The sequence below is a fragment of the Pseudomonas sp. FW300-N2A2 genome, from assembly GCF_017351735.1.
In the GTDB taxonomy this organism is placed as follows: Bacteria; Pseudomonadota; Gammaproteobacteria; order Pseudomonadales; family Pseudomonadaceae; genus Aquipseudomonas; species Aquipseudomonas migulae.
In genome coordinates this window covers 164,205-183,151 of the sequence record NZ_JACNDU010000008.1, presented here as the reverse complement: position 1 = coordinate 183,151, position 18,947 = coordinate 164,205, and the positions used below count along the sequence as shown (strand labels likewise).

Below are 18,947 nucleotides of genomic sequence, written 5' to 3'. Positions count from 1 at the left end.
CAAAGAGAATTCGGAGCGAGTTATGGCGGGTCATTCCAAGTGGGCGAACATCAAGCACCGCAAAGAACGTCAGGATGCCAAGAAGGGCAAGATTTTCACCAAGTGGATTCGTGAACTGACCGTTGCTGCCCGTCAGGGCGGCAGTGATCCGGGCTCCAACCCGCGTCTGCGACTGGCCCTGGACAAGGCGCTGGGCGCGAACATGAGCCGCGACATCATCGATCGCGCGGTGGCTCGCGGTGCCGGTGCAGCCGACACCGATGACATGGTCGAGTTGACCTACGAAGGCTACGGCCCGGGTGGCGTGGCGGTGATGGTCGAGTGCATGACCGACAACCGCAACCGTACCGCAGCGGCTGTTCGCCATGCGTTCAGCAAGTGCGGCGGTAACCTGGGTACCGACGGTTCCGTGGCTTATCTGTTCGAGCGCAAAGGGCAGATTTCCTTCGCGCCGGGCGTGGATGAAGACGCCTTGATGGAAGCGGCGATGGAAGCCGACGCCGATGACGTGGTCACGAACGAAGACGGCTCCATTGACGTGTTCACCTCGTTCGCCGGTTTCTACTCCGTGCGTAACGCTCTGGAAGCCGCCGGTTTCAAAGGTGATGACGCGGAAATCGTCATGCTGCCGACCACCAGTGCCGAACTGGACCTGGAAGGTGCCGAGAAAGTCCTCAAGCTGATCGACATGCTCGAAGACCTGGATGACGTGCAGAACGTCTATTCCAACGCGGATATCCCCGAGTCGGTGGCCGCACAGCTCGGCTAAGGGCGTCCCCTGTAGGAGCGAGCCTGCTCGCGAAAAACCTGAGAGCGCCGCGCCAATTCAGGTGTAGCGCGTTATCGTTAACGTCCATCGCGAGCAGGCTCGCTCCTACAGTGTTGTGGGTTCGCCACGCACATTCATTACAACCCGCAGGCGTTATGACTTTAATTCTTGGTATCGACCCCGGTTCGCGCATCACCGGCTATGGCGTGGTACGCGATACCGGGCGTGGCTGCGTGTACGTGGCGTCGGGCTGTATTCGTACCGGTTCCGGCGAGTTGCATGAGCGTTTGCAAATCGTCTATCGCGGCGTGCGTGAAGTTATTCAGACCTACGGCCCGGTGACCATGGGCATCGAAAAGGTGTTCATGGCGCGCAACGCCGATTCCGCGCTGAAACTCGGTCAGGCCCGAGGCGCGGCAATCGTTGCCGGCGCCGAAGAAAATCTGGAAATCGCCGAATACACGGCCACCCAGGTCAAACAGGCAGTAACCGGGACCGGCGCGGCGAATAAAGAGCAGGTGCAAATGATGGTGATGCACATGTTGAAACTCACCAGCAAACCGCAAATCGATGCCTCGGACGCCCTGGCCATTGCCATTTGCCATGCTCACACCCGTTCCAGCCTGTTGCCTCATGGTCTGGGCACGGCACGCAGTCGTGGCGGGCGCCTGCGTCTCTGATAGCATCAGCAGTCATTTTTACGGAATGAGGGTTTTGTGCCTGTGTTGTCGGCGCAACACCCTTGTTCTGTCAGTCGCCAGCCACCGAACTGGCCAACGCTCAAGGATCTGAAACGTGATTGGACGCTTGCGCGGCACACTGGCTGAGAAACAGCCGCCGCACCTGATTCTGGATGTAAACGGTCTGGGGTATGAGCTTGAAGTGCCCATGACCACGCTGTATCGCTTGCCGTCGGTCGGTGAACCGCTGACGTTGCACACCCATTTGGTCGTACGCGAAGACGCGCAGTTACTCTATGGTTTCGCCAGCAAGCGTGAGCGAGACTTTTTTCGCGAGTTGATTCGTCTCAATGGTGTAGGGCCGAAATTGGCCCTGGCGTTGATGTCGAGTCTGGAAGTCGATGAACTGGTACGTTGCGTGCAGTCCCAGGACACCTCGGCCCTGACCAAGGTGCCGGGCGTGGGCAAGAAGACCGCCGAGCGTTTGCTGGTGGAACTCAAGGATCGCTTCAAGGCGTGGGAAACTGTGCCGGCGATGTTTGCCCTGGTGCCAAACCAGCCTGGCGGGCCGGATATTGCGCCGGTCGCCACCGCGGAAAATGACGCCGTCAGTGCGCTGATTTCCCTGGGCTACAAGCCGCAGGAAGCCAGCAAGGCGATTTCCGCGATCAAGGAGAAAGGTTTGAGCAGTGAAGACATGATTCGCCGTGCCCTGAAGGGAATGATCTAAGTGATTGAAGCTGATCGTCTGATAGCCGCCACGCCGGGCCCGCGCGACCGCGAGGAAGTCCAGGATCGGGCGATTCGTCCTGTCAGTCTGGCCGAATACATTGGCCAGCCGACCGTTCGCGAGCAAATGGAGCTGTTCATCCAGGCGGCCCGTGGGCGTAACGAATCCCTGGACCACACTTTGATCTTCGGCCCACCGGGCCTGGGTAAAACCACCCTGGCCAACATCATCGCCCAGGAAATGGGTGTGTCGATCAAAAGCACCTCGGGCCCGGTTCTGGAACGTCCGGGTGACCTGGCTGCGCTGCTGACCAACCTCGAGCCGCACGACGTTCTGTTTATCGACGAAATCCACCGGTTGTCGCCGATTGTCGAAGAAGTGCTGTACCCGGCCATGGAAGATTTCCAGCTCGACATCATGATCGGCGAAGGCCCGGCTGCCCGCTCGATCAAGCTGGATCTGCCGCCGTTCACGCTGGTGGGGGCGACGACGCGCGCCGGCATGCTGACCAACCCGCTGCGCGACCGCTTCGGCATCGTCCAGCGTCTTGAGTTCTATAGCACCGCCGACCTGGCGACGATTGTCAGTCGTTCGGCGAACATTCTTGGCTTGCCACTGGATCCCGAAGGCGCTTTCGAAATCGCCCGCCGGGCTCGTGGCACTCCGCGGATCGCCAACCGACTGTTGCGCCGGGTGCGTGATTTCGCCGAAGTTCGCGCCAAGGGCCACATCACCAAACCGATTGCTGATCTCGCCTTGAATCTGCTGGATGTCGACGAGCGTGGCTTCGATCACCAGGACCGGCGTCTGCTGCTGACCATGATCGAGAAGTTCGACGGTGGACCGGTGGGTGTCGACAGTCTGGCCGCCGCGATCAGCGAAGAACGGCACACCATTGAAGACGTGCTGGAACCGTATCTGATCCAGCAAGGCTACATCATGCGCACGCCGCGGGGGCGGGTGGTCACCCGGCATGCGTACCTGCACTTTGGTTTAAACATTCCGTCACGATTGGGCGAGATGCCCGTGGTAGACGAGTTCCTTGATGCAGTGGACGATTAATTAATCTTTGCGCGCTTATTTTTCGGGCATTGTGCTGTCCCAGGACCGTACTTTCGCGAGAAAGCCGCAGATCAATGAAAAACAGTTGCCTGGCCGGATTGGCAACCTGAGGAGTAAGCACTAGAGTATGCGCGCGCAAAACGGGCTTGAGCCTTTCGCACATCGTTGTCGCGTTTATTACGAGGACACCGATGCGGGCGGCATCGTGTATTACGTTAATTACCTCAAGTTTATGGAACGGGCTCGAACCGAGCGGCTCCGGGAGCTGGGCTTTGCCCAATCCCAGCTGGCAGGGGAGGACCTGTTGTTTGTCGTGCATTCCAGCGAAGCGCGTTACCACGCGCCGGCGCGACTGGACGACGAGCTACTGGTAAGCGCTGAAGTAATCGAATTGAACCGTGTCAGCCTGCGCTTTAAACAGCAGGTCAGGCGAGCCACGGATAATGCGCTGCTCTGTGAAGGGCAGTTTTTGGTGGCCTGTGTGCGCACTGAAAGTTTAAAACCCCGGGCCATTCCCGAAGCTCTACGTGCGGCCTTTGCCGACGTGAGCGGCGCGGGTACACACTCAAAGCAGGAGATAAAGCGTGGAAGCTAACGTCGTCGACCATTCCTCCATGTGGAGCCTGGTCAGCAATGCCAGTATCGTGGTGCAACTGGTAATGCTGATCCTGGTAGCCGCATCGGTGACCTCATGGATCATGATCTTTCAGCGCAGCAACTTGCTGCGCGCCGGTCGACGCGCCCTGGAGAGCTTCGAAGAGCGCTTCTGGTCGGGTATCGACCTGTCCAAACTGTACCGTCAGGCCGGCAGCAACCCGGACCCGGATTCGGGCGTCGAGCAGATCTTCCGTGCCGGCTTCAAGGAATTTTCCCGTCTGCGTCAGCAGCCAGGCGTTGACCCGGAAGCGGTCATGGAAGGTGTGGCCCGCGCCATGCGCGTCGCCATCTCCCGCGAAGAAGAAAAGCTCGAGCAGAGCCTGCCGTTCCTCGCCACCGTCGGTTCCGTCAGCCCTTACATCGGTCTGTTCGGTACGGTCTGGGGCATCATGAACTCCTTCCGTGGCCTGGCAACTGCCCAACAAGCGACCCTGGCCACTGTGGCTCCAGGTATCGCCGAGGCACTGATTGCAACTGCGATCGGCCTGTTCGCCGCCATCCCTGCCGTTATCGCTTACAACCGTTTTGCCGCTCGCAGCGAAACGCTGATCGGCCGTTACTACACCTTCGCCGATGAATTCCAGGCGATCCTGCACCGCAAAGTGCACACCAGCGAAGAATAAGCAGGTAATTTCCAATGGCTTTAATCGCTCGAGCTCGCAAAAAGCGCAAGCCGGTTGCCGAGATGAACGTAGTGCCTTACATCGACGTGATGCTGGTACTGCTGGTCATCTTCATGGTGACCGCGCCGATGCTCAATCAGGGCGTGAAAGTTGATCTGCCCAAGGTTTCCAGCGAAGCCTTGCCGCAGGACAACAACACCCAGGTCCTGACCATTTCGATCAAGGCTGACAAGACCTACTACTGGAACCTTGGCAGCGAAGTCGACACTGAAAAGCAGCAGGACAGGGCAATGACCTTGCCTCAGATGACTGATGCGGTGACCAAGATCATTCGCGCCGGGACTGAAGGCGGCAAACGTACCCAGGTGTTCATCCGCGGCGACAAAACCGTCGATTACGGTTCCGTCATGGGTGCCATGGGCGGATTGCAGAAGGCCGGGGTCGGTAATGTTGGCTTGATTACCGAGGCACCCTGATGCAGCAAATGCGAGAGCCATCCGCCTCGGAAAGCTACTTCTGGCCTAGTGTCCTGGCGATTGTCTTGCACGTGCTGGTTTTCGGCATGCTGTTCGTCAGTTTTGCCTTCACACCGGAGCTGCCGCCGGCCAAGCCGATTGTCCAGGCGACCCTGTACCAACTGAAGTCGAAAAGCCAGGCGACCACCCAGACCAATCAGAAGATTGCGGGTGAGGCGAAGAAATCCGCCGCGCGCCAGACCGAAGTCGAGCAGATGGAACAGAAGTTGATCGAGCAGGAAGCGATCAAGGCTGCGGAACAAAAGAAGGAAGACGCGGCTCAAAAAGCCGAAGAATCCAAGAAGGCCGACGAGACCAAGAAAGCGGAAGAGGCTAAAAAGGCTGATGAAGCCAAAAAAGCCGATGAAGCGAAGAAGACCGCCGAGGCCAAAAAGGCTGAAGAGAAACAATTGGCTGATATAGCCAAGAAGAAGTCCGAAGAAGAAGCCAAGAAGGCTGCTGAAGAAGAGGCCAAGAAAGCGGCCGCTGAAGAAGCCAAGAAGAAGATCGTCGAAGACGCGAAGAAGAAAGCCGCGGAAGACGCCAAGAAGAAATCTGAAGCTGAAGAGGCGAAGAAGAAAGTCGCCGAAGATGCGAAGAAGAAAGCTGCTGCCGATGCTGCGAAAAAGAAATCGCAGGAAGCGGCACGTAAATCCGCCGAAGAGAAAAAGGCTCAGGCCCTGGCAGATTTGCTTTCCGACACGCCTCAGCGTCAGCAGGCCTTGGCGGATGAGCAGGGTGACGAAGTCGCCGGCAGTTTCGATGACCTGATTCGTGCTCGTGCAGCGGAAGGCTGGGCTCGTCCACCTTCGGCACGCAAAGGCATGACGGTCGTGTTGCAAATCGGCATGTTGCCGGACGGTACGGTGACTTCGGTCAGCGTGTCCAAGTCCAGTGGTGACGGTCCGTTTGACGCGTCGGCAGTTGCTGCGGTCAAGAATATTGGACGTTTGACAGAAATGCAGGGAATGAAGCCGAGTGATTTCGCTCCGTATCGTTCATTCAAGATGACATTCACACCTGAGGATCTAGCCTTGTGAGAAACCTTCTTCGAGGAATGCTTGTCGTGATCTGCTGCCTGGCAGGGATTGCGACGGCAGATGAAAAAAACATTCTGGTCACCAGCGGCAGCGATCGGGCTACTCCGATCGCCGTCGTACCGTTTGGCAACCAGGGCGGCAGCGTGTTGCCGGACGACATGGCCGAAATCATCGGTAACGACCTGCGCAACTCGGGTTACTACTCGCCGATTCCAAAGCAGAACATGATCAGCCAGCCGAGCCAGGCCAGCGAAATCATCTTCCGTGACTTCAAGGCGCTCGGCGCCCAGTACGTCATGGTCGGCAGCATTGCTCCGGCGGGCGGTCGCCTGCAGGTTCAATACGCTCTGTTCAACGTCGCCACCGAACAGCAAGTGCTGACCGGCAGCGTGTCGGGCAGCGTTGATCAACTGCGTGACATGTCGCACTACATCGCGGACCAGTCGTTCGAAAAACTCACCGGTATCAAAGGTGCGTTCTCGACACGTCTGCTGTACGTGACTGCAGAGCGTTTCTCCGAGAAGAACACGCGCTACACGCTGCAACGTTCTGACTATGACGGTGCCCGCGCCGTGACCCTGCTGCAATCGCGCGAGCCGATCCTGTCGCCGCGTTTTGCACCGGATGGCAAGCGCATCGCTTATGTGTCGTTCGAGCAGAAGCGTCCGCGCATCTTCATGCAGAACATCGATACCGGTCGCCGTGAGCAGATCACCAACTTCGAAGGCCTGAATGGCGCGCCAGCCTGGTCGCCGGATGGCAATCGCCTGGCGTTGGTTCTGTCGAAAGACGGTAACCCGGATATCTATGTGATGAACCTGGGTTCGCGTCAGCTGACCCGTGTCACCAACGGTCCTGGCATCAACACCGAACCGTTCTGGGGCAAGGATGGTAATACCCTTTACTTCACCTCCGACCGTGGCGGCAAGCCACAAATCTACAAAACCAGCGCCAGTGGCGGTGGTGCGGAGCGTGTGACTTTCATCGGCAACTACAACGCCAACCCGAAGCTTTCGGCTGATGAAAAGACCCTGGTGATGATTCACCGCCAGGATGGCTTCACTAATTTCAAGGTGGCGGCCCAGGATTTGCAGCGCGGAAGCGTAAAAATCCTCACTGATAGCACTCTGGACGAGTCGCCTACTGTTGCGCCCAACGGCACCATGGTAATCTACGCCACCCGCCAGCAGGGCCGGGGAGTCTTGATGCTCGTGTCCATTAATGGACGCGTAAGGCTCCCGCTTCCTACCGCACAAGGCGAAGTCAGAGAACCTTCCTGGTCCCCTTACCTGAACTGACGCGGCGCTACACGTTGTACTTAACACACTGGGGTTCATTAGGAGTTTCACGATGGAAATGCTGAAGTTTGGTAAATTTGCTGCGCTGGCTCTGGCCATGGCTGTAGCTGTAGGTTGCTCGTCCAAAGGCGGCGACAACGCCGGTGAAGGCGCTGTTGATCCAAACGCTGGTTACGGCGCTAACACTGGTGCCGTTGATGGCTCCCTGAGCGAAGAAGCTGCTCTGCGCGCAATCACCACCTTCTACTTCGAATACGATAGCTCGGACCTGAAGCCAGAAGCCATGCGCGCTCTGGACGTTCACGCCAAAGACCTGAAAGCAAACGGCGCTCGCGTTGTTCTGGAAGGCAACACCGACGAACGTGGTACTCGTGAGTACAACCTGGCACTGGGCGAGCGTCGTGCGAAAGCCGTTCAACGCTACCTGGTACTGCAAGGTGTTTCCCCAGCTCAGCTGGAACTGGTTTCCTACGGCGAAGAGCGTCCAGTTGCTACCGGCAACGACGAGCAGTCCTGGGCTCAAAACCGTCGCGTCGAACTGCGTAAGTAATTCGTCATGCGAACGTGCCGTCGTGCTGTAACTGTTTTGGCTCTCAGCCTCGCACCGCTTGCGGTGTGGGCTGCGGTTCCTGTGGTCGATAATGACTCCGGCTATAACAATAGCGGGAGTAGTTATCCGCCTGCGGGTTACGGTACGAACGGCGCCTATGCCGGGGGAGGGGTTTCGGCCCCTGTCTCGGCACAGGGCGAGCTGTTCAACCAACTGCAATCGATGCAGGAGCAGATCTCGCGCCAACAAGGTGTGATTGAAGTTCTGCAAAATGATGTAGCGCGCATGAAGCAGGAAAACCTGGAGCGATACCAGGATCTTGATCGGCGCATAGGAACCGGCGTTGCACCAGCCGCGACTCCTGAGAATTCTTCTACCGGTGGCGATCTGAATGCCCCCGGCGCAGCAGCGGGTGCAGGGGCGGCAGCCGCTCAGGCTCCGGCCGCGGGTAGCGAACCGGCGGATCCAGCGAAGGAAAAACTGTATTACGATGCAGCCTTCGACTTGATCAAGGCCAAGGATTTCGACAAAGCCAGTCAGGCTTTCTCCGCTTTCCTGCGCAAATACCCGAACAGCCAATACGCGGGCAACGCCCAGTACTGGTTGGGCGAAGTAAACCTGGCCAAAGGCGATCTGCAAGGTGCAGGTCAGGCATTTGCCAAGGTTTCGCAGCTGTACCCAAAGCACAACAAAGTGCCTGATTCGCTGTACAAGCTGGCTGATGTAGAACGCCGCCTCGGTCATCCCGACAAGGTAAAAGGCATTCTGCAACAGGTTGTGTCCCAATATCCGGGCACTTCCGCCGCTCAGCTGGCCCAACGCGATCTGCAACGCATGTAAGCCTGCTTGACCCATTTCGAAGAAACCCGCGCTTGTCGCGGGTTTTTTCGTTAGAATTCACGCCCTTTTTATGAAATACGCTTTTTGGGGCCTGCGCGTTGGCGAGGTTCCTTGAAGTGCTGACGGAGGCGGACAGCCTGTTTAGCTGTTACGCCCGTGGCGACTATGCAAGACACATTGAGAATCACCGAAGTTTTCTACTCGTTGCAGGGGGAAACGCGGACTGCCGGGCTGCCCACAGTATTTGTGCGCCTGACCGGTTGCCCATTGCGTTGCCAATACTGCGACAGCGCCTATGCGTTCACTGGCGGTACTGTCCGAACGCTCGACGACATCCTCGAGCAAGTGGCCGGTTTCCGCCCGCGTTATGTGTGTGTCACCGGCGGAGAGCCGCTGGCGCAACCTAATGCCATCCCATTGCTCAAGCAGTTGTGCGACGCCGGTTACGAAGTGTCACTGGAAACCAGTGGTGCGCTTGATATCTCGGCGGTAGATTCACGCGTAAGTCGCGTTGTCGACCTGAAAACCCCGGGTTCGAAGGAAGCGCATCGCAACCGCTATGAGAACATCGAGCTGCTCACCCCCAACGACCAGGTGAAGTTTGTCATCTGCTCGCGGGAAGACTACGACTGGGCCGTGTCGAAGCTGATTCAGTACGGTCTGGATCGCCGAGCCGGTGAAGTGCTGTTCTCGCCAAGCCACCATGACCTGAATGCTCGGGATCTGGCTGACTGGGTGGTGGCGGACAACCTGCCAGTACGTCTGCAACTGCAGCTGCATAAATATCTTTGGAATGACGAGCCGGGGCGCTGATATGACTGAACAAACGAATACTGCTGAAAAACGTGCGGTCATCCTGCTGTCCGGCGGCCTCGACTCGGCGACGGTCGTGGCCATGGCTCGCGCTGAAGGCTACAGCTGCTACACGATGAGCTTCGATTACGGTCAGCGGTCTCACGCCGAATTACACGCCGCTGAACGTGTTGCCCGGGACTTGGGTGTGGTCGAGCACAAGGTCATCGGTTTGAACCTGAACGGCATCGGTGGCTCGGCACTGACCGACAGCAGCATTGATGTGCCGGAAGAGGCAGGTGAAGGCATCCCTGTGACTTACGTGCCTGCTCGCAACACCGTGTTTCTGTCCCTGGCGCTAGGCTGGGCCGAAGTGCTCGGGGCGCGCGACATCTTCATTGGCGTTAACGCTGTCGATTACTCCGGCTATCCGGATTGCCGTCCTGAGTTCATCGAGTCCTTCGAGCGCATGGCCAATCTGGCGACCAAGGCCGGTGTCGAAGGCAATGGCTTCCGCATCCAGGCGCCCCTGCAAAACCTGAGCAAGGCGCAGATCGTCCAGGCGGGCGTGAAGCTCGGCGTCGATTACGGTCTGACCGTTTCCTGCTATCAGGCGGACGATAAAGGCTACGCGTGCGGCAAATGCGACAGCTGCCGACTGCGTGCAGAAGGCTTCGCAGCCGCCGGAATCAGCGATCCAACACCTTATTTTTGATTTATTTCAAATTAGGTGTTGAATAGTCCTTAAAAATCAGTATTATACGCGCCACCACACAGCGGGTCGTTAGCTCAGTTGGTAGAGCAGTTGGCTTTTAACCAATTGGTCGTAGGTTCGAATCCCACACGACCCACCATTTTTATAGCAGTTTTAAAAGTCTGGAAGGCCCACGAAAGTGAGGATTTCCGGATTTTTTTTTGCCTGGAAGAAAGTGCGCGGCGCGGACGGAGCAGAGGTGTATGGCTTTCGTAGGCGTGTGACTTCGTAAGGGCCATGGCAGGCGCCATTTTCGACATGGATGTTCAGAATGACAGGCTCATCTGACATACTGTGACAAAGTGGAATTGGCAGAGACATAAAGAGATGAAAGCCCGGATCGGGGCTCTCCTTCTGCCGTCCAGGCAATAGGGTTTCAACTTTTTCTCACCGTGGTTTTCATTGAAACTCCGAAAACCTAATGAGCCAAGGCCAAAACTTACCCAGTCGGAGCAGGCATGAGCACTGAAAAAATACTCTTCAATCGTCCATACATGACGGGTAAAGAGCTGTACTACATCGCAGAAGCCAAGTTTGGGAATATGCTGGCGGGTGATGGCTCCTTCACCAAGCGTTGTCATCAATGGATTGAACAAAGCACGGGCTGTAATACCGCGCTCCTCACTCATTCGTGCACCGCCGCACTTGAAATGGCTGCATTGTTGCTGGATATACAGCCTGGCGATGAAGTGATCTTGCCGTCCTATACGTTCGTTTCAACCGCCAATGCCTTTGTACTGCGCGGTGCGATCCCTGTATTTGTGGATATTCGTAAAGATACATTGAATCTGGATGAGAAGCTGATTGAAGCAGCCATTACTCCCCGGACCAAAGCTATTGTTCCTGTTCATTATGCGGGCGTGTCCTGTGAGATGGATACGATCATGCATATTGCTCGTAAGCATGGTCTCAAAGTAGTGGAGGATGCTGCACAGGGTGTAATGTCCAGCTATAAGGGGCGTGCACTTGGGAGTATTGGTGATCTCGGTGCATTCAGCTTTCACGAAACAAAGAATGTGATTTCGGGTGAGGGCGGTGCGCTTTTAGTTAACGAACCACAGCTTTCGTTGCGCGCTGAAATTATTCGTGAGAAAGGCACTGATCGCAGTCGCTTCTTTCGTGGGCTGGTAGATAAATATACCTGGCAGGAAGTAGGTTCTTCATTTTTGCCAGGAGAGTTGATTGCCGCATTTCTTTGGGCTCAACTGGAAGAGGCCAAAAGTATCACCGATCGACGATTGGCAGTCTGGGACTACTATCATGCTGCCCTTGCTCCTTTGGAGCAAAAGGGCTTGTTGCGTCGTCCAATTGTGCCGGAAGACTGTCAGCACAATGCGCATATGTACTACGTGTTGCTGGCGCCAGGTGTTGATCGACAGGCTGTCCTGGAAGCGTTGAAGCAAAACGATATATCCGCAGTATTCCATTATGTTCCTCTTCATTCGTCACCAGGCGGCCTGCGCTACGGACGAGTTCATGGTTCCATGGACAATACGGATGCACTTTCAGAGTCTTTATTGCGACTACCTCTTTGGGTCGGCTTGGCACCAGAGCAGCAAGATAAAGTCGTGGACGTCTTGGCGCGGGCTATTAGTTAATCTACGTGTTTTGTGAAGAGTTGCAGTGAGATTCAATGGCGAACAGGGTGCCATTCGTGGCATCCGTGCCTATGGTGCGTGAGGTTGATATCTCCGGAACAGGCATATTGAAGTTCGTATTCATAACAGAGATTTAGACATTATGTTTTTTGCGGTGCTAAAGCAGGTATCTGAAAGAATTTCGGCCAGTTTGGCTCTGAAGATAGTTTTTGTGGTGCTGGCATATTTGTCTTACGCCTTTCCCATGATTTACGCCTACTTTGAATCTGTCAATTTCATCTATGTAAACGCCTGGGATGAGGAGACTTATCTAAGCTATCAAGGCGCATTGGGTTCTTTGACAGTGCCTGGGTATTGGGCATCCGGGGCGATCGTTTATACCCTACAAAATCTCGGGTTGAGTGGGGGGGAAATCAATATTCTGTTTGATTGTCTCTTGACGCCAGCCACATTTTTCTTGCTTGTATTTATTCTTCGTCGGTTGAATGTCAACTATGGGCGGGCGTTGATATACGCAGCGATAGTTTTGTTTTCTCCCATTATTTTTAATTTCGGTAATCCGCTTATAGCGCATCTGACCAGGGATTATGGTGTATTCGGTTACGGCTGGGAATATTACCAATCAGCGTTGAGAACGCCGGAGCCACAACTGTCATATTTTTTTGTTGTGCTGGCGGTTTCGGCTTTTTTAAAAACCGGGCGCTTGCTTTGTTTGTTTGTGTTGTTGCCGTTGTTATATTTCTATGTTGGGGTATCTTATGCGTACTTCCTCGTCTGTGGTTTTATCTTGCTGCATTCATGGTTCTTTAATAAGAGCCTGAGCTATTTGCGAATAGGTATCGCCTGCGTGGCGTCTTATTTGGCTTTGTCTTTCGGTTTTATGTTTTTTGATTTTCTGTTTTTGTCAAAGGATCCATTTATTTCCGCGATGTCGGATGGTTATATAAAAAGCCATGTGCCGATGTTGCCAGTTTCCGGCCTTGTAGCGCTTGGTTTTTTCTTGGTTCAGATTGCTCTTTCCCGTCGATACGCGATAAAAGACACTTGGCATGTATATAGCCAGTTTTTTATTGCTCTTTCGTTGTTCCTTGTTTGTAATGTGCACGTTGTCTCTGGGATTATGCTGTCGTACAAGAATTATATTGATTACTCCACCAGTCTTGTGGCTGGGGTGGCAATAATTATTTTTCTTGATTTTCTAAGGTGTCATGCGATCAACGGTGCGAGGCTTGCTTGTTTTGCTGTCGCCTCGATTATTTTATATCTTACGTTCAAGGCTTATGGGTTCAACTTCAGTGAACTGGAGTACACGTATTTCCGTGGTTTGCAGTTCAAATCGGTTGAAGAATATAAGGCGGCCTCAGACGATCCGATGTCGATCGTTATTCAAGACAGTGATTTGTCTGCCAAGCTGCCTTACTCGGTTTCGATGATGGCGGTGCCACTATTCTCCTATCAGTACAACTTTCCTTTGGTTGCTAACGGATGCCGTGCTGTTCTTGAACGAATGGAAACAGTTGCCGATACTTTGAAGAGCCGTTCACAAGGCGATTCATCGTTGAAAGTTGACTATTTTGACGCTTCGATCAAAGCGTTTTCGGGACAGAAGTATGTGCCGCTTGAAAAGCAAAGGGATTTCCCCGCAAACGTGATTTGCAAAAAACTGCCCATGGATGGGGATGTCAAAGTGCTAGATGCTCAATTCAAGGATAACGGCTGGATCACCATCAAGTTATTTTGATTCGTGCACCGAAAAGCGGTGGTGGCCGGGTTTTTAATCGTCCGCCACCACTCAATCTGTTAGTACTGGCAGATTTCTCGCTTCAAGAATCATGACCGGCAAGGCGTTGTGTATCGGAATCAGCTTGAAATGGTCTTTTGTCTCCAGGGGATATTCTGTAGCCTTGCGCAGCTTCAACGCTGTCCATGCCTGATGAATACTCACTTTCCCGGCGGTACCCCTGAAGGGTCTGGAGCCGGGTGTATACTCGACTTTCGCGCGTAAGCGCTTGCAGGTCTTGCGAACATGACGCAGATTTCCGAACGCCTTCTGGTTCAAGCCCACCTCGACGCCAAGCAGCCCAAGCCGCTGACGGTCGAGGAAGAGGCCTATTATCGCGCTGCCATTGCTGCCGAGCTCAAGGCTCAGGACGCGGTGCTGGTTGCACACTTCTATTGTGATCCGGTTATTCAAGCCCTGGCTGAAGAAACCGGTGGCTGTGTCTCCGACTCGCTGGAGATGGCCCGTTTCGGCAATGCTCACCCGGCCAAGACCGTTGTGGTCGCCGGTGTGAAATTCATGGGCGAAACCGCCAAGATCCTCAACCCTGAAAAACGTGTGCTGATGCCGACCCTGGAAGCGACCTGTTCGCTGGACCTGGGTTGCCCGGTGGACGAGTTCTCGGCGTTCTGCGATCAGCACCCGGAACGTACCGTGGTGGTGTATGCCAACACCTCTGCAGCGGTCAAGGCCCGGGCGGACTGGGTTGTGACCTCAAGTTGTGCGCTGGAGATCGTTGAAAGCCTGATGGATAACGGCGAAACGATCATCTGGGGCCCGGACAAGCACCTGGGCACCTACATTCAGCGCCAGACCGGTGCGGACATGTTGCTGTGGGACGGGGCCTGCATCGTTCACGAAGAGTTCAAGTCCAAGCAGCTCGAAGACATGAAAGCGCTGTACCCGGACGCGGCGATTCTGGTGCACCCGGAATCACCGACCTCGGTGATCGAGCTGGCGGACGCTGTCGGTTCCACCAGTCAGTTGATCGCAGCGGCGCAGAGCCTGCCGAACAAGACGCTTATCGTTGCCACCGACCGTGGCATCTTCTACAAGATGCAGCAGTTGTGCCCGGACAAGGTGTTCATCGAGGCGCCAACAGCGGGTAACGGCGCGGCGTGCCGCAGTTGCGCGCACTGCCCGTGGATGGCGATGAATACGCTTGAGCGCACGCTGAAGGCCTTGAAGGAAGGGGCGAACGAGATCTTTGTCGATCCGGCGTTGATCCCTCAGGCGATTCGCCCGTTGAAGCGGATGCTCGACTTCACTCAGGCTGCGCGGATGAAGCTGGCCGGGAACGCCTGATAGCTGTCAGGCAAATTGAAAAACCTGTGGGAGCGAGCCTGCTCGCGATGGCGGAATGTCAGCAAACATTAATGTCGGCTGACACTCCGTCATCGCGAGCAGGCTCGCTCCCACAATGGTTTTACGCTATCCGATTATTTGGTCTTCTTCGGGATCCGCACCAGCTGGGTGCCCGAATAGATGTCATGCCAGCTACGTTTCTGTTTGTCGAACAACGACCAGATGAATCCAAGGCCGACGCACAGCAAGGATGCGATCGACACGACAAAACGCAGCAGTGCCTGCCACAGGCTGATGGATGAGCCATCGGCGTTCTGCACGCGGATGCACCATACCTGCATGCCCAGGGTCTGCCCGGACCAGGTCCAGAACTTGGCGAAGAAGCCGAACAGCACGAACAACAACACCGTCGACAGCAACGGATCACCGTCCAGTGCGCCGGCTTCGGTCAAGGTGCGCATTTTGTCTTCGCCGATGATCGCCATCTGGATCATCTTGTAGAGGCCGCTGGTGACGATCAGCAGGGCAGTGCACAACAGAAAGTCATAGAACATCGCTGCCAGGCGACGGCCCAGGGTCGCGGCGGGAAAGTCGCCCTGAGGGTTGAGCAGGTGTTTCGACATGGCAGGGCTCTCGACGGAAAAAGAAGCCATTTTACGGATTTACGCGCACAAAAAAGCCCCTGATGTCAGCATCAGGGGCTTTTTCGTAACAGAAGGTTAGGCTTCTGCTTGTACTTCGTCAGCCTGCATGCCTTTCTGGCCTTGCACGGCGATGAAGGTCACTTTCTGGCCTTCTTTCAGGCTCTTGAAGCCGTTGCCCTGAATAGCGCGGAAATGCACGAACAGATCCGGACCGCTTTCTGGAGTGATAAAACCAAAACCTTTCTCGTCGTTAAACCACTTGACGGTACCGCTCTGACGTTGGGACATTTCTTATTTCCTTTGACGCAAAAATTAATGACAGTCTCCTTCTCATGAAAGAGTACTGGGGCTGGTTGCAGGAGAGTAAGAAGACGTCGAACGGGATGTAGCTAACTTGTAGGCTACTGCCCAGGTCACGATTCCAAGCGACCCATGCAAACACAGTGAACAAACTCTACGCCAACTACGGGAGAAAAAACAAGCCCTGTGAGAGGCCCGGTTTTACTCAGGTTGCTGGCCATTAGTGTTTCACTAGTTCCGGCTTATTCGATGCGGCGGTTCAATTGTTTTCGATTGTTATAAGCAGCGTTCATAAACGAAAGCTTGCACTGTTTTATGGCGGTTGCGTTACACATTAGTGCACTGTTAACGCAACCGCGTTACTTATAGAAACAGTCAATCAACCGCGATAGTAGCGTTGTGCAACGAATGGCATTTTGCTTACAAGCAAAGGTACCTTTTTCCCACGAACAATTGCGAACACAGGTGTGTCGATGGCGATGTATGCGCTGTCGAGGTAACCCATGGCCAAAGGACCGCTCAAGGTCGGACCGAAACCGCCGCTGCAAACGCTACCGATGATCTCGCCTGCTTCGTTGACGATTTCTGCACCCTCGCGCACGGGTGTGCGTTCCTGCGGTAACAGGCCTACGCGCTTGCGGCTGACACCGGCTTGCTGCTGGGCGAACACGGTTTCAGCGCCAGGGAAGCCGCCGGCCCGCGCGCCATCGGCACGTCGAGGCTTGGAGATGGCCCACAGCAGGCTCGCTTCAATCGGAGTGGTGTCGGTGTTCATATCGTGGCCGTAGAGGCACAGGCCGGCTTCCAGACGCAGCGAATCACGAGCGCCCAGGCCAATGGCCGCGACTTCCGGTTCGGCCAGCAGGGCGCGGGCCAACGCTTCGGCATTGGCTGCCGGCACGGAGATTTCGAAACCGTCTTCGCCGGTGTAACCCGAGCGGCTGACAAAGCAGTCCGCGCCCAGCAGCTTCACGCGGGCGAACTGCATGAACGTCATTTTCGCCACTTCCGGCGCCAGGCGCGCGAGCACCGTGACGGCGGCCGGACCTTGCAGGGCCAGCAGTGCGCGCTCTTCGAACAGCGGCTCGATGGTGCATTGGTCGCCGATGTGTTTGCGCAGGTGCGCGAGGTCCTGATCCTTGCAGGCGGCGTTGACCACCAGGAACAGTTCGTCGTTACCGAGGTTGGCGACCATCAGGTCATCGAGGATGCCGCCCGTCTCGTTAGTGAACATGGCGTAGCGCTGCATGCCCACTGGCAGGTCGATAATGTCCACCGGCACCAGGGTTTCCAGGGCCTTGGCGGCATTGGCGCCGGTCAGGCGGATCTGGCCCATGTGCGAAACATCGAACAGCCCGGCCTGGTCACGGGTGTGCTGGTGTTCCTTCATGACGCCCAGCGGGTACTGCACCGGCATGTCATAGCCGGCAAACGGCACCATGCGGGCGCCGAGTTCGATGTGCAGTGCGTGCAACGGGGTTTTCAACAGTTGTTCGGTGGACATATCCAGCTCCTGAAAAAGTGTGCAGATGCAGAGAGCGCGCATCAGCACTCGATAATGTTGACCGCCAAACCGCCACGGGCGGTTTCCTTGTATTTGCTTTTCATGTCGGCGCCGGTCTGGCGCATGGTGCGGATGACCTTGTCGAGCGAGACGAAGTGTTGACCGTCGCCGCGCAGGGCCATGCGTACCGCATTGATGGCTTTCACCGAACCCATGGCGTTGCGCTCGATGCAAGGCACTTGCACCAGCCCACCGATCGGGTCGCAGGTCAGGCCGAGGTTGTGTTCCATGCCGATTTCGGCGGCGTTTTCCACTTGCTGCACGGTGCCGCCAAGCACTTCGCACAACGCGCCGGCTGCCATCGAACAGGCCACGCCGACTTCACCCTGACAACCGACTTCTGCGCCGGAGATCGAGGCGTTTTCTTTATAGAGAATGCCGATGGCGGCAGCCGTCAGCAGAAAACGTACGACGCCGTCTTCGTTGGCGCCGGGGATGAAGCGCATGTAGTAGTGCAAAACCGCCGGGACGATGCCCGCCGCGCCGTTGGTCGGCGCGGTGACCACGCGTCCGCCATTGGCGTTTTCTTCGTTGACCGCCAAGGCGTACAGGTTGACCCAGTCCAGCACCGACAACGGATCACGCAGCGACGATTCGGGGTTTTTGCACAGTTGCCGATGCAGCGCTGCCGCCCGCCGCTTGACCTTCAAACCGCCGGGCAGGATGCCTTCGTTGCGGCAACCGGCGTCGACGCAATCCTGCATCACTTGCCAGATTTTCAGCAGGCCGGCGCGGGTTTCCGCTTCCGGGCGCCAGGCGCTTTCGTTGGTCAGCATCACCTGGCTGATGGACAGGCCGTAAGTGGTGCAATGAGTGAGCAGGTCCTTGGCGCTTTTGAACGGGAAGGTCAGGGGCGTGGCGTCTTCGACGATGCGGTCGGCGCCGGCGGCGTCTTCATCGACGACGAAACCGCCGCCGACCGAGTAGTACTCGCGGCTGCGGATCTGCAGGCCCGCCGCGTCGAATGCGCGGAAGATCATGCCGTTGGGGTGATAGGCCAGCGGTTTGCGGATCATCGCCAGGTGTTCTTTCTCGTTGAACGCAATGCTGTGTTCGCCGAGCAGGTTCAAGCGACCGTTGCCACGAATGTCTTGCAGACGGGCGGCGACGGTTTCGGTGTTCACGGTGTCCGGGTGTTCACCTTCCAGACCGAGCAGCACAGCCTTGTCGCTGCCATGGCCCTTGCCGGTGGCGCCGAGCGAGCCGTAGAGCTCGACTTTGACGCAGGTGGTCGCGGCCAGCAGCCCTTCACGGCGCAAACCTTCGACGAAACGCGCAGCAGCGCGCATCGGGCCGACGGTATGGGAGCTGGAGGGGCCGATGCCAATCTTGAACAGGTCGAACACGCTTAACGACATGGTTGTTCTCCGGTTTCTTGTTATAGGAATTGGCGAGAATCTTGTGACTAGACACGGTCCCTGTAGGAGCTGGCTTGCCGGCGATGAC

20 protein-coding genes and 1 tRNA gene are annotated in these 18,947 nt (G+C 56.2%); 17 read left to right on the top strand and 4 right to left on the bottom strand.

Features of this window, described 5'->3' with window-relative positions:
* Positions 1-22: 22 nt before the first annotated feature.
* The 17 genes from J4E42_RS13995 (at position 23) to nadA (ending at position 14,993) form a co-directional block, all read left to right on the top strand.
* Positions 23-769: a YebC/PmpR family DNA-binding transcriptional regulator gene (locus J4E42_RS13995; protein ID WP_008043322.1), complete on the top strand. Its 747-nt coding sequence runs from the start codon at positions 23-25 to the stop codon at positions 767-769.
* 155 nt (positions 770-924) lie between these two features.
* Complete coding sequence (gene ruvC, locus J4E42_RS13990; RefSeq protein WP_019693260.1) at positions 925-1,449, top strand: crossover junction endodeoxyribonuclease RuvC; 525 nt, start codon at positions 925-927, stop codon at positions 1,447-1,449.
* 115 nt (positions 1,450-1,564) lie between these two features.
* Positions 1,565-2,179, top strand: coding sequence for a Holliday junction branch migration protein RuvA (ruvA, locus tag J4E42_RS13985; RefSeq protein WP_008027783.1), 615 nt, complete (start codon positions 1,565-1,567; stop codon positions 2,177-2,179).
* The gene (gene ruvB, locus J4E42_RS13980; RefSeq protein ID WP_008027785.1) at positions 2,180-3,241 is read left to right on the top strand and encodes a Holliday junction branch migration DNA helicase RuvB; all 1,062 of its coding nucleotides are present in this window, start codon (positions 2,180-2,182) and stop codon (positions 3,239-3,241) included.
* Positions 3,242-3,368: 127 nt separating this feature from the next.
* The gene (ybgC, locus tag J4E42_RS13975; protein ID WP_008027788.1) at positions 3,369-3,836 is read left to right on the top strand and encodes a tol-pal system-associated acyl-CoA thioesterase; all 468 of its coding nucleotides are present in this window, start codon (positions 3,369-3,371) and stop codon (positions 3,834-3,836) included.
* A complete protein-coding gene (gene tolQ, locus J4E42_RS13970; protein ID WP_008027789.1) occupies positions 3,826-4,521 on the top strand; it encodes a protein TolQ in 696 nt (231 codons plus the stop codon). The genes ybgC and tolQ overlap by 11 nt, the downstream gene beginning before the upstream one ends.
* 23 nt (positions 4,522-4,544) lie before the next feature.
* Entirely contained in the window at positions 4,545-4,997 is a 453-nt protein-coding gene (gene tolR / locus J4E42_RS13965) for a protein TolR (RefSeq protein WP_161806672.1), read from the top strand.
* Entirely contained in the window at positions 4,997-6,076 is a 1,080-nt protein-coding gene (gene tolA, locus J4E42_RS13960; RefSeq protein WP_008038679.1) for a cell envelope integrity protein TolA, read from the top strand. Before tolR ends, tolA begins: the two co-directional genes overlap by 1 nt.
* Complete coding sequence (gene tolB, locus J4E42_RS13955; RefSeq protein ID WP_032832453.1) at positions 6,073-7,374, top strand: Tol-Pal system beta propeller repeat protein TolB; 1,302 nt, start codon at positions 6,073-6,075, stop codon at positions 7,372-7,374. Before tolA ends, tolB begins: the two co-directional genes overlap by 4 nt.
* Positions 7,375-7,426: 52 nt before the next feature.
* On the top strand, positions 7,427-7,924 hold the full coding sequence (pal, locus tag J4E42_RS13950) for a peptidoglycan-associated lipoprotein Pal (RefSeq protein ID WP_008027793.1): 498 nt from the start codon (positions 7,427-7,429) through the stop codon (positions 7,922-7,924).
* 6 nt (positions 7,925-7,930) lie between these two features.
* The gene (ybgF, locus tag J4E42_RS13945; protein WP_008038675.1) at positions 7,931-8,764 is read left to right on the top strand and encodes a tol-pal system protein YbgF; all 834 of its coding nucleotides are present in this window, start codon (positions 7,931-7,933) and stop codon (positions 8,762-8,764) included.
* Between the two features lie 165 nt (positions 8,765-8,929).
* The gene (gene queE, locus J4E42_RS13940) at positions 8,930-9,577 is read left to right on the top strand and encodes a 7-carboxy-7-deazaguanine synthase QueE (RefSeq protein ID WP_192229105.1); all 648 of its coding nucleotides are present in this window, start codon (positions 8,930-8,932) and stop codon (positions 9,575-9,577) included.
* A gap of 1 nt (position 9,578) precedes the next feature.
* Entirely contained in the window at positions 9,579-10,271 is a 693-nt protein-coding gene (gene queC / locus J4E42_RS13935; RefSeq protein ID WP_008038671.1) for a 7-cyano-7-deazaguanine synthase QueC, read from the top strand.
* Between the two features lie 63 nt (positions 10,272-10,334).
* Positions 10,335-10,410, top strand: a tRNA-Lys gene (locus tag J4E42_RS13930).
* Between the two features lie 358 nt (positions 10,411-10,768).
* Complete coding sequence (gene rffA / locus J4E42_RS13925; RefSeq protein WP_008038669.1) at positions 10,769-11,908, top strand: dTDP-4-amino-4,6-dideoxygalactose transaminase; 1,140 nt, start codon at positions 10,769-10,771, stop codon at positions 11,906-11,908.
* Between the two features lie 142 nt (positions 11,909-12,050).
* Positions 12,051-13,649: a hypothetical protein gene (locus J4E42_RS13920; RefSeq protein WP_207285461.1), complete on the top strand. Its 1,599-nt coding sequence runs from the start codon at positions 12,051-12,053 to the stop codon at positions 13,647-13,649.
* A gap of 285 nt (positions 13,650-13,934) precedes the next feature.
* Positions 13,935-14,993: a quinolinate synthase NadA gene (gene nadA, locus J4E42_RS13915; RefSeq protein ID WP_008027802.1), complete on the top strand. Its 1,059-nt coding sequence runs from the start codon at positions 13,935-13,937 to the stop codon at positions 14,991-14,993.
* 134 nt (positions 14,994-15,127) lie between these two features.
* On the opposite strand, the gene J4E42_RS13910 is transcribed toward nadA, so the two are convergent.
* The 4 genes from J4E42_RS13910 to J4E42_RS13895 form a co-directional block, all read right to left on the bottom strand.
* The gene (locus J4E42_RS13910) at positions 15,128-15,616 is read right to left on the bottom strand and encodes an RDD family protein (protein WP_008038661.1); all 489 of its coding nucleotides are present in this window, start codon (positions 15,614-15,616) and stop codon (positions 15,128-15,130) included.
* Positions 15,617-15,712: 96 nt separating this feature from the next.
* A complete protein-coding gene (locus J4E42_RS13905) occupies positions 15,713-15,925 on the bottom strand; it encodes a cold-shock protein (protein ID WP_007977299.1) in 213 nt (70 codons plus the stop codon).
* A gap of 391 nt (positions 15,926-16,316) precedes the next feature.
* Positions 16,317-17,441: a glycine cleavage system aminomethyltransferase GcvT gene (gcvT, locus tag J4E42_RS13900; protein WP_207285460.1), complete on the bottom strand. Its 1,125-nt coding sequence runs from the start codon at positions 17,439-17,441 to the stop codon at positions 16,317-16,319.
* 41 nt (positions 17,442-17,482) lie between these two features.
* A complete protein-coding gene (locus J4E42_RS13895) occupies positions 17,483-18,859 on the bottom strand; it encodes an L-serine ammonia-lyase (protein WP_008038656.1) in 1,377 nt (458 codons plus the stop codon).
* Between the last annotated feature and the right edge of the window lie 88 nt (positions 18,860-18,947).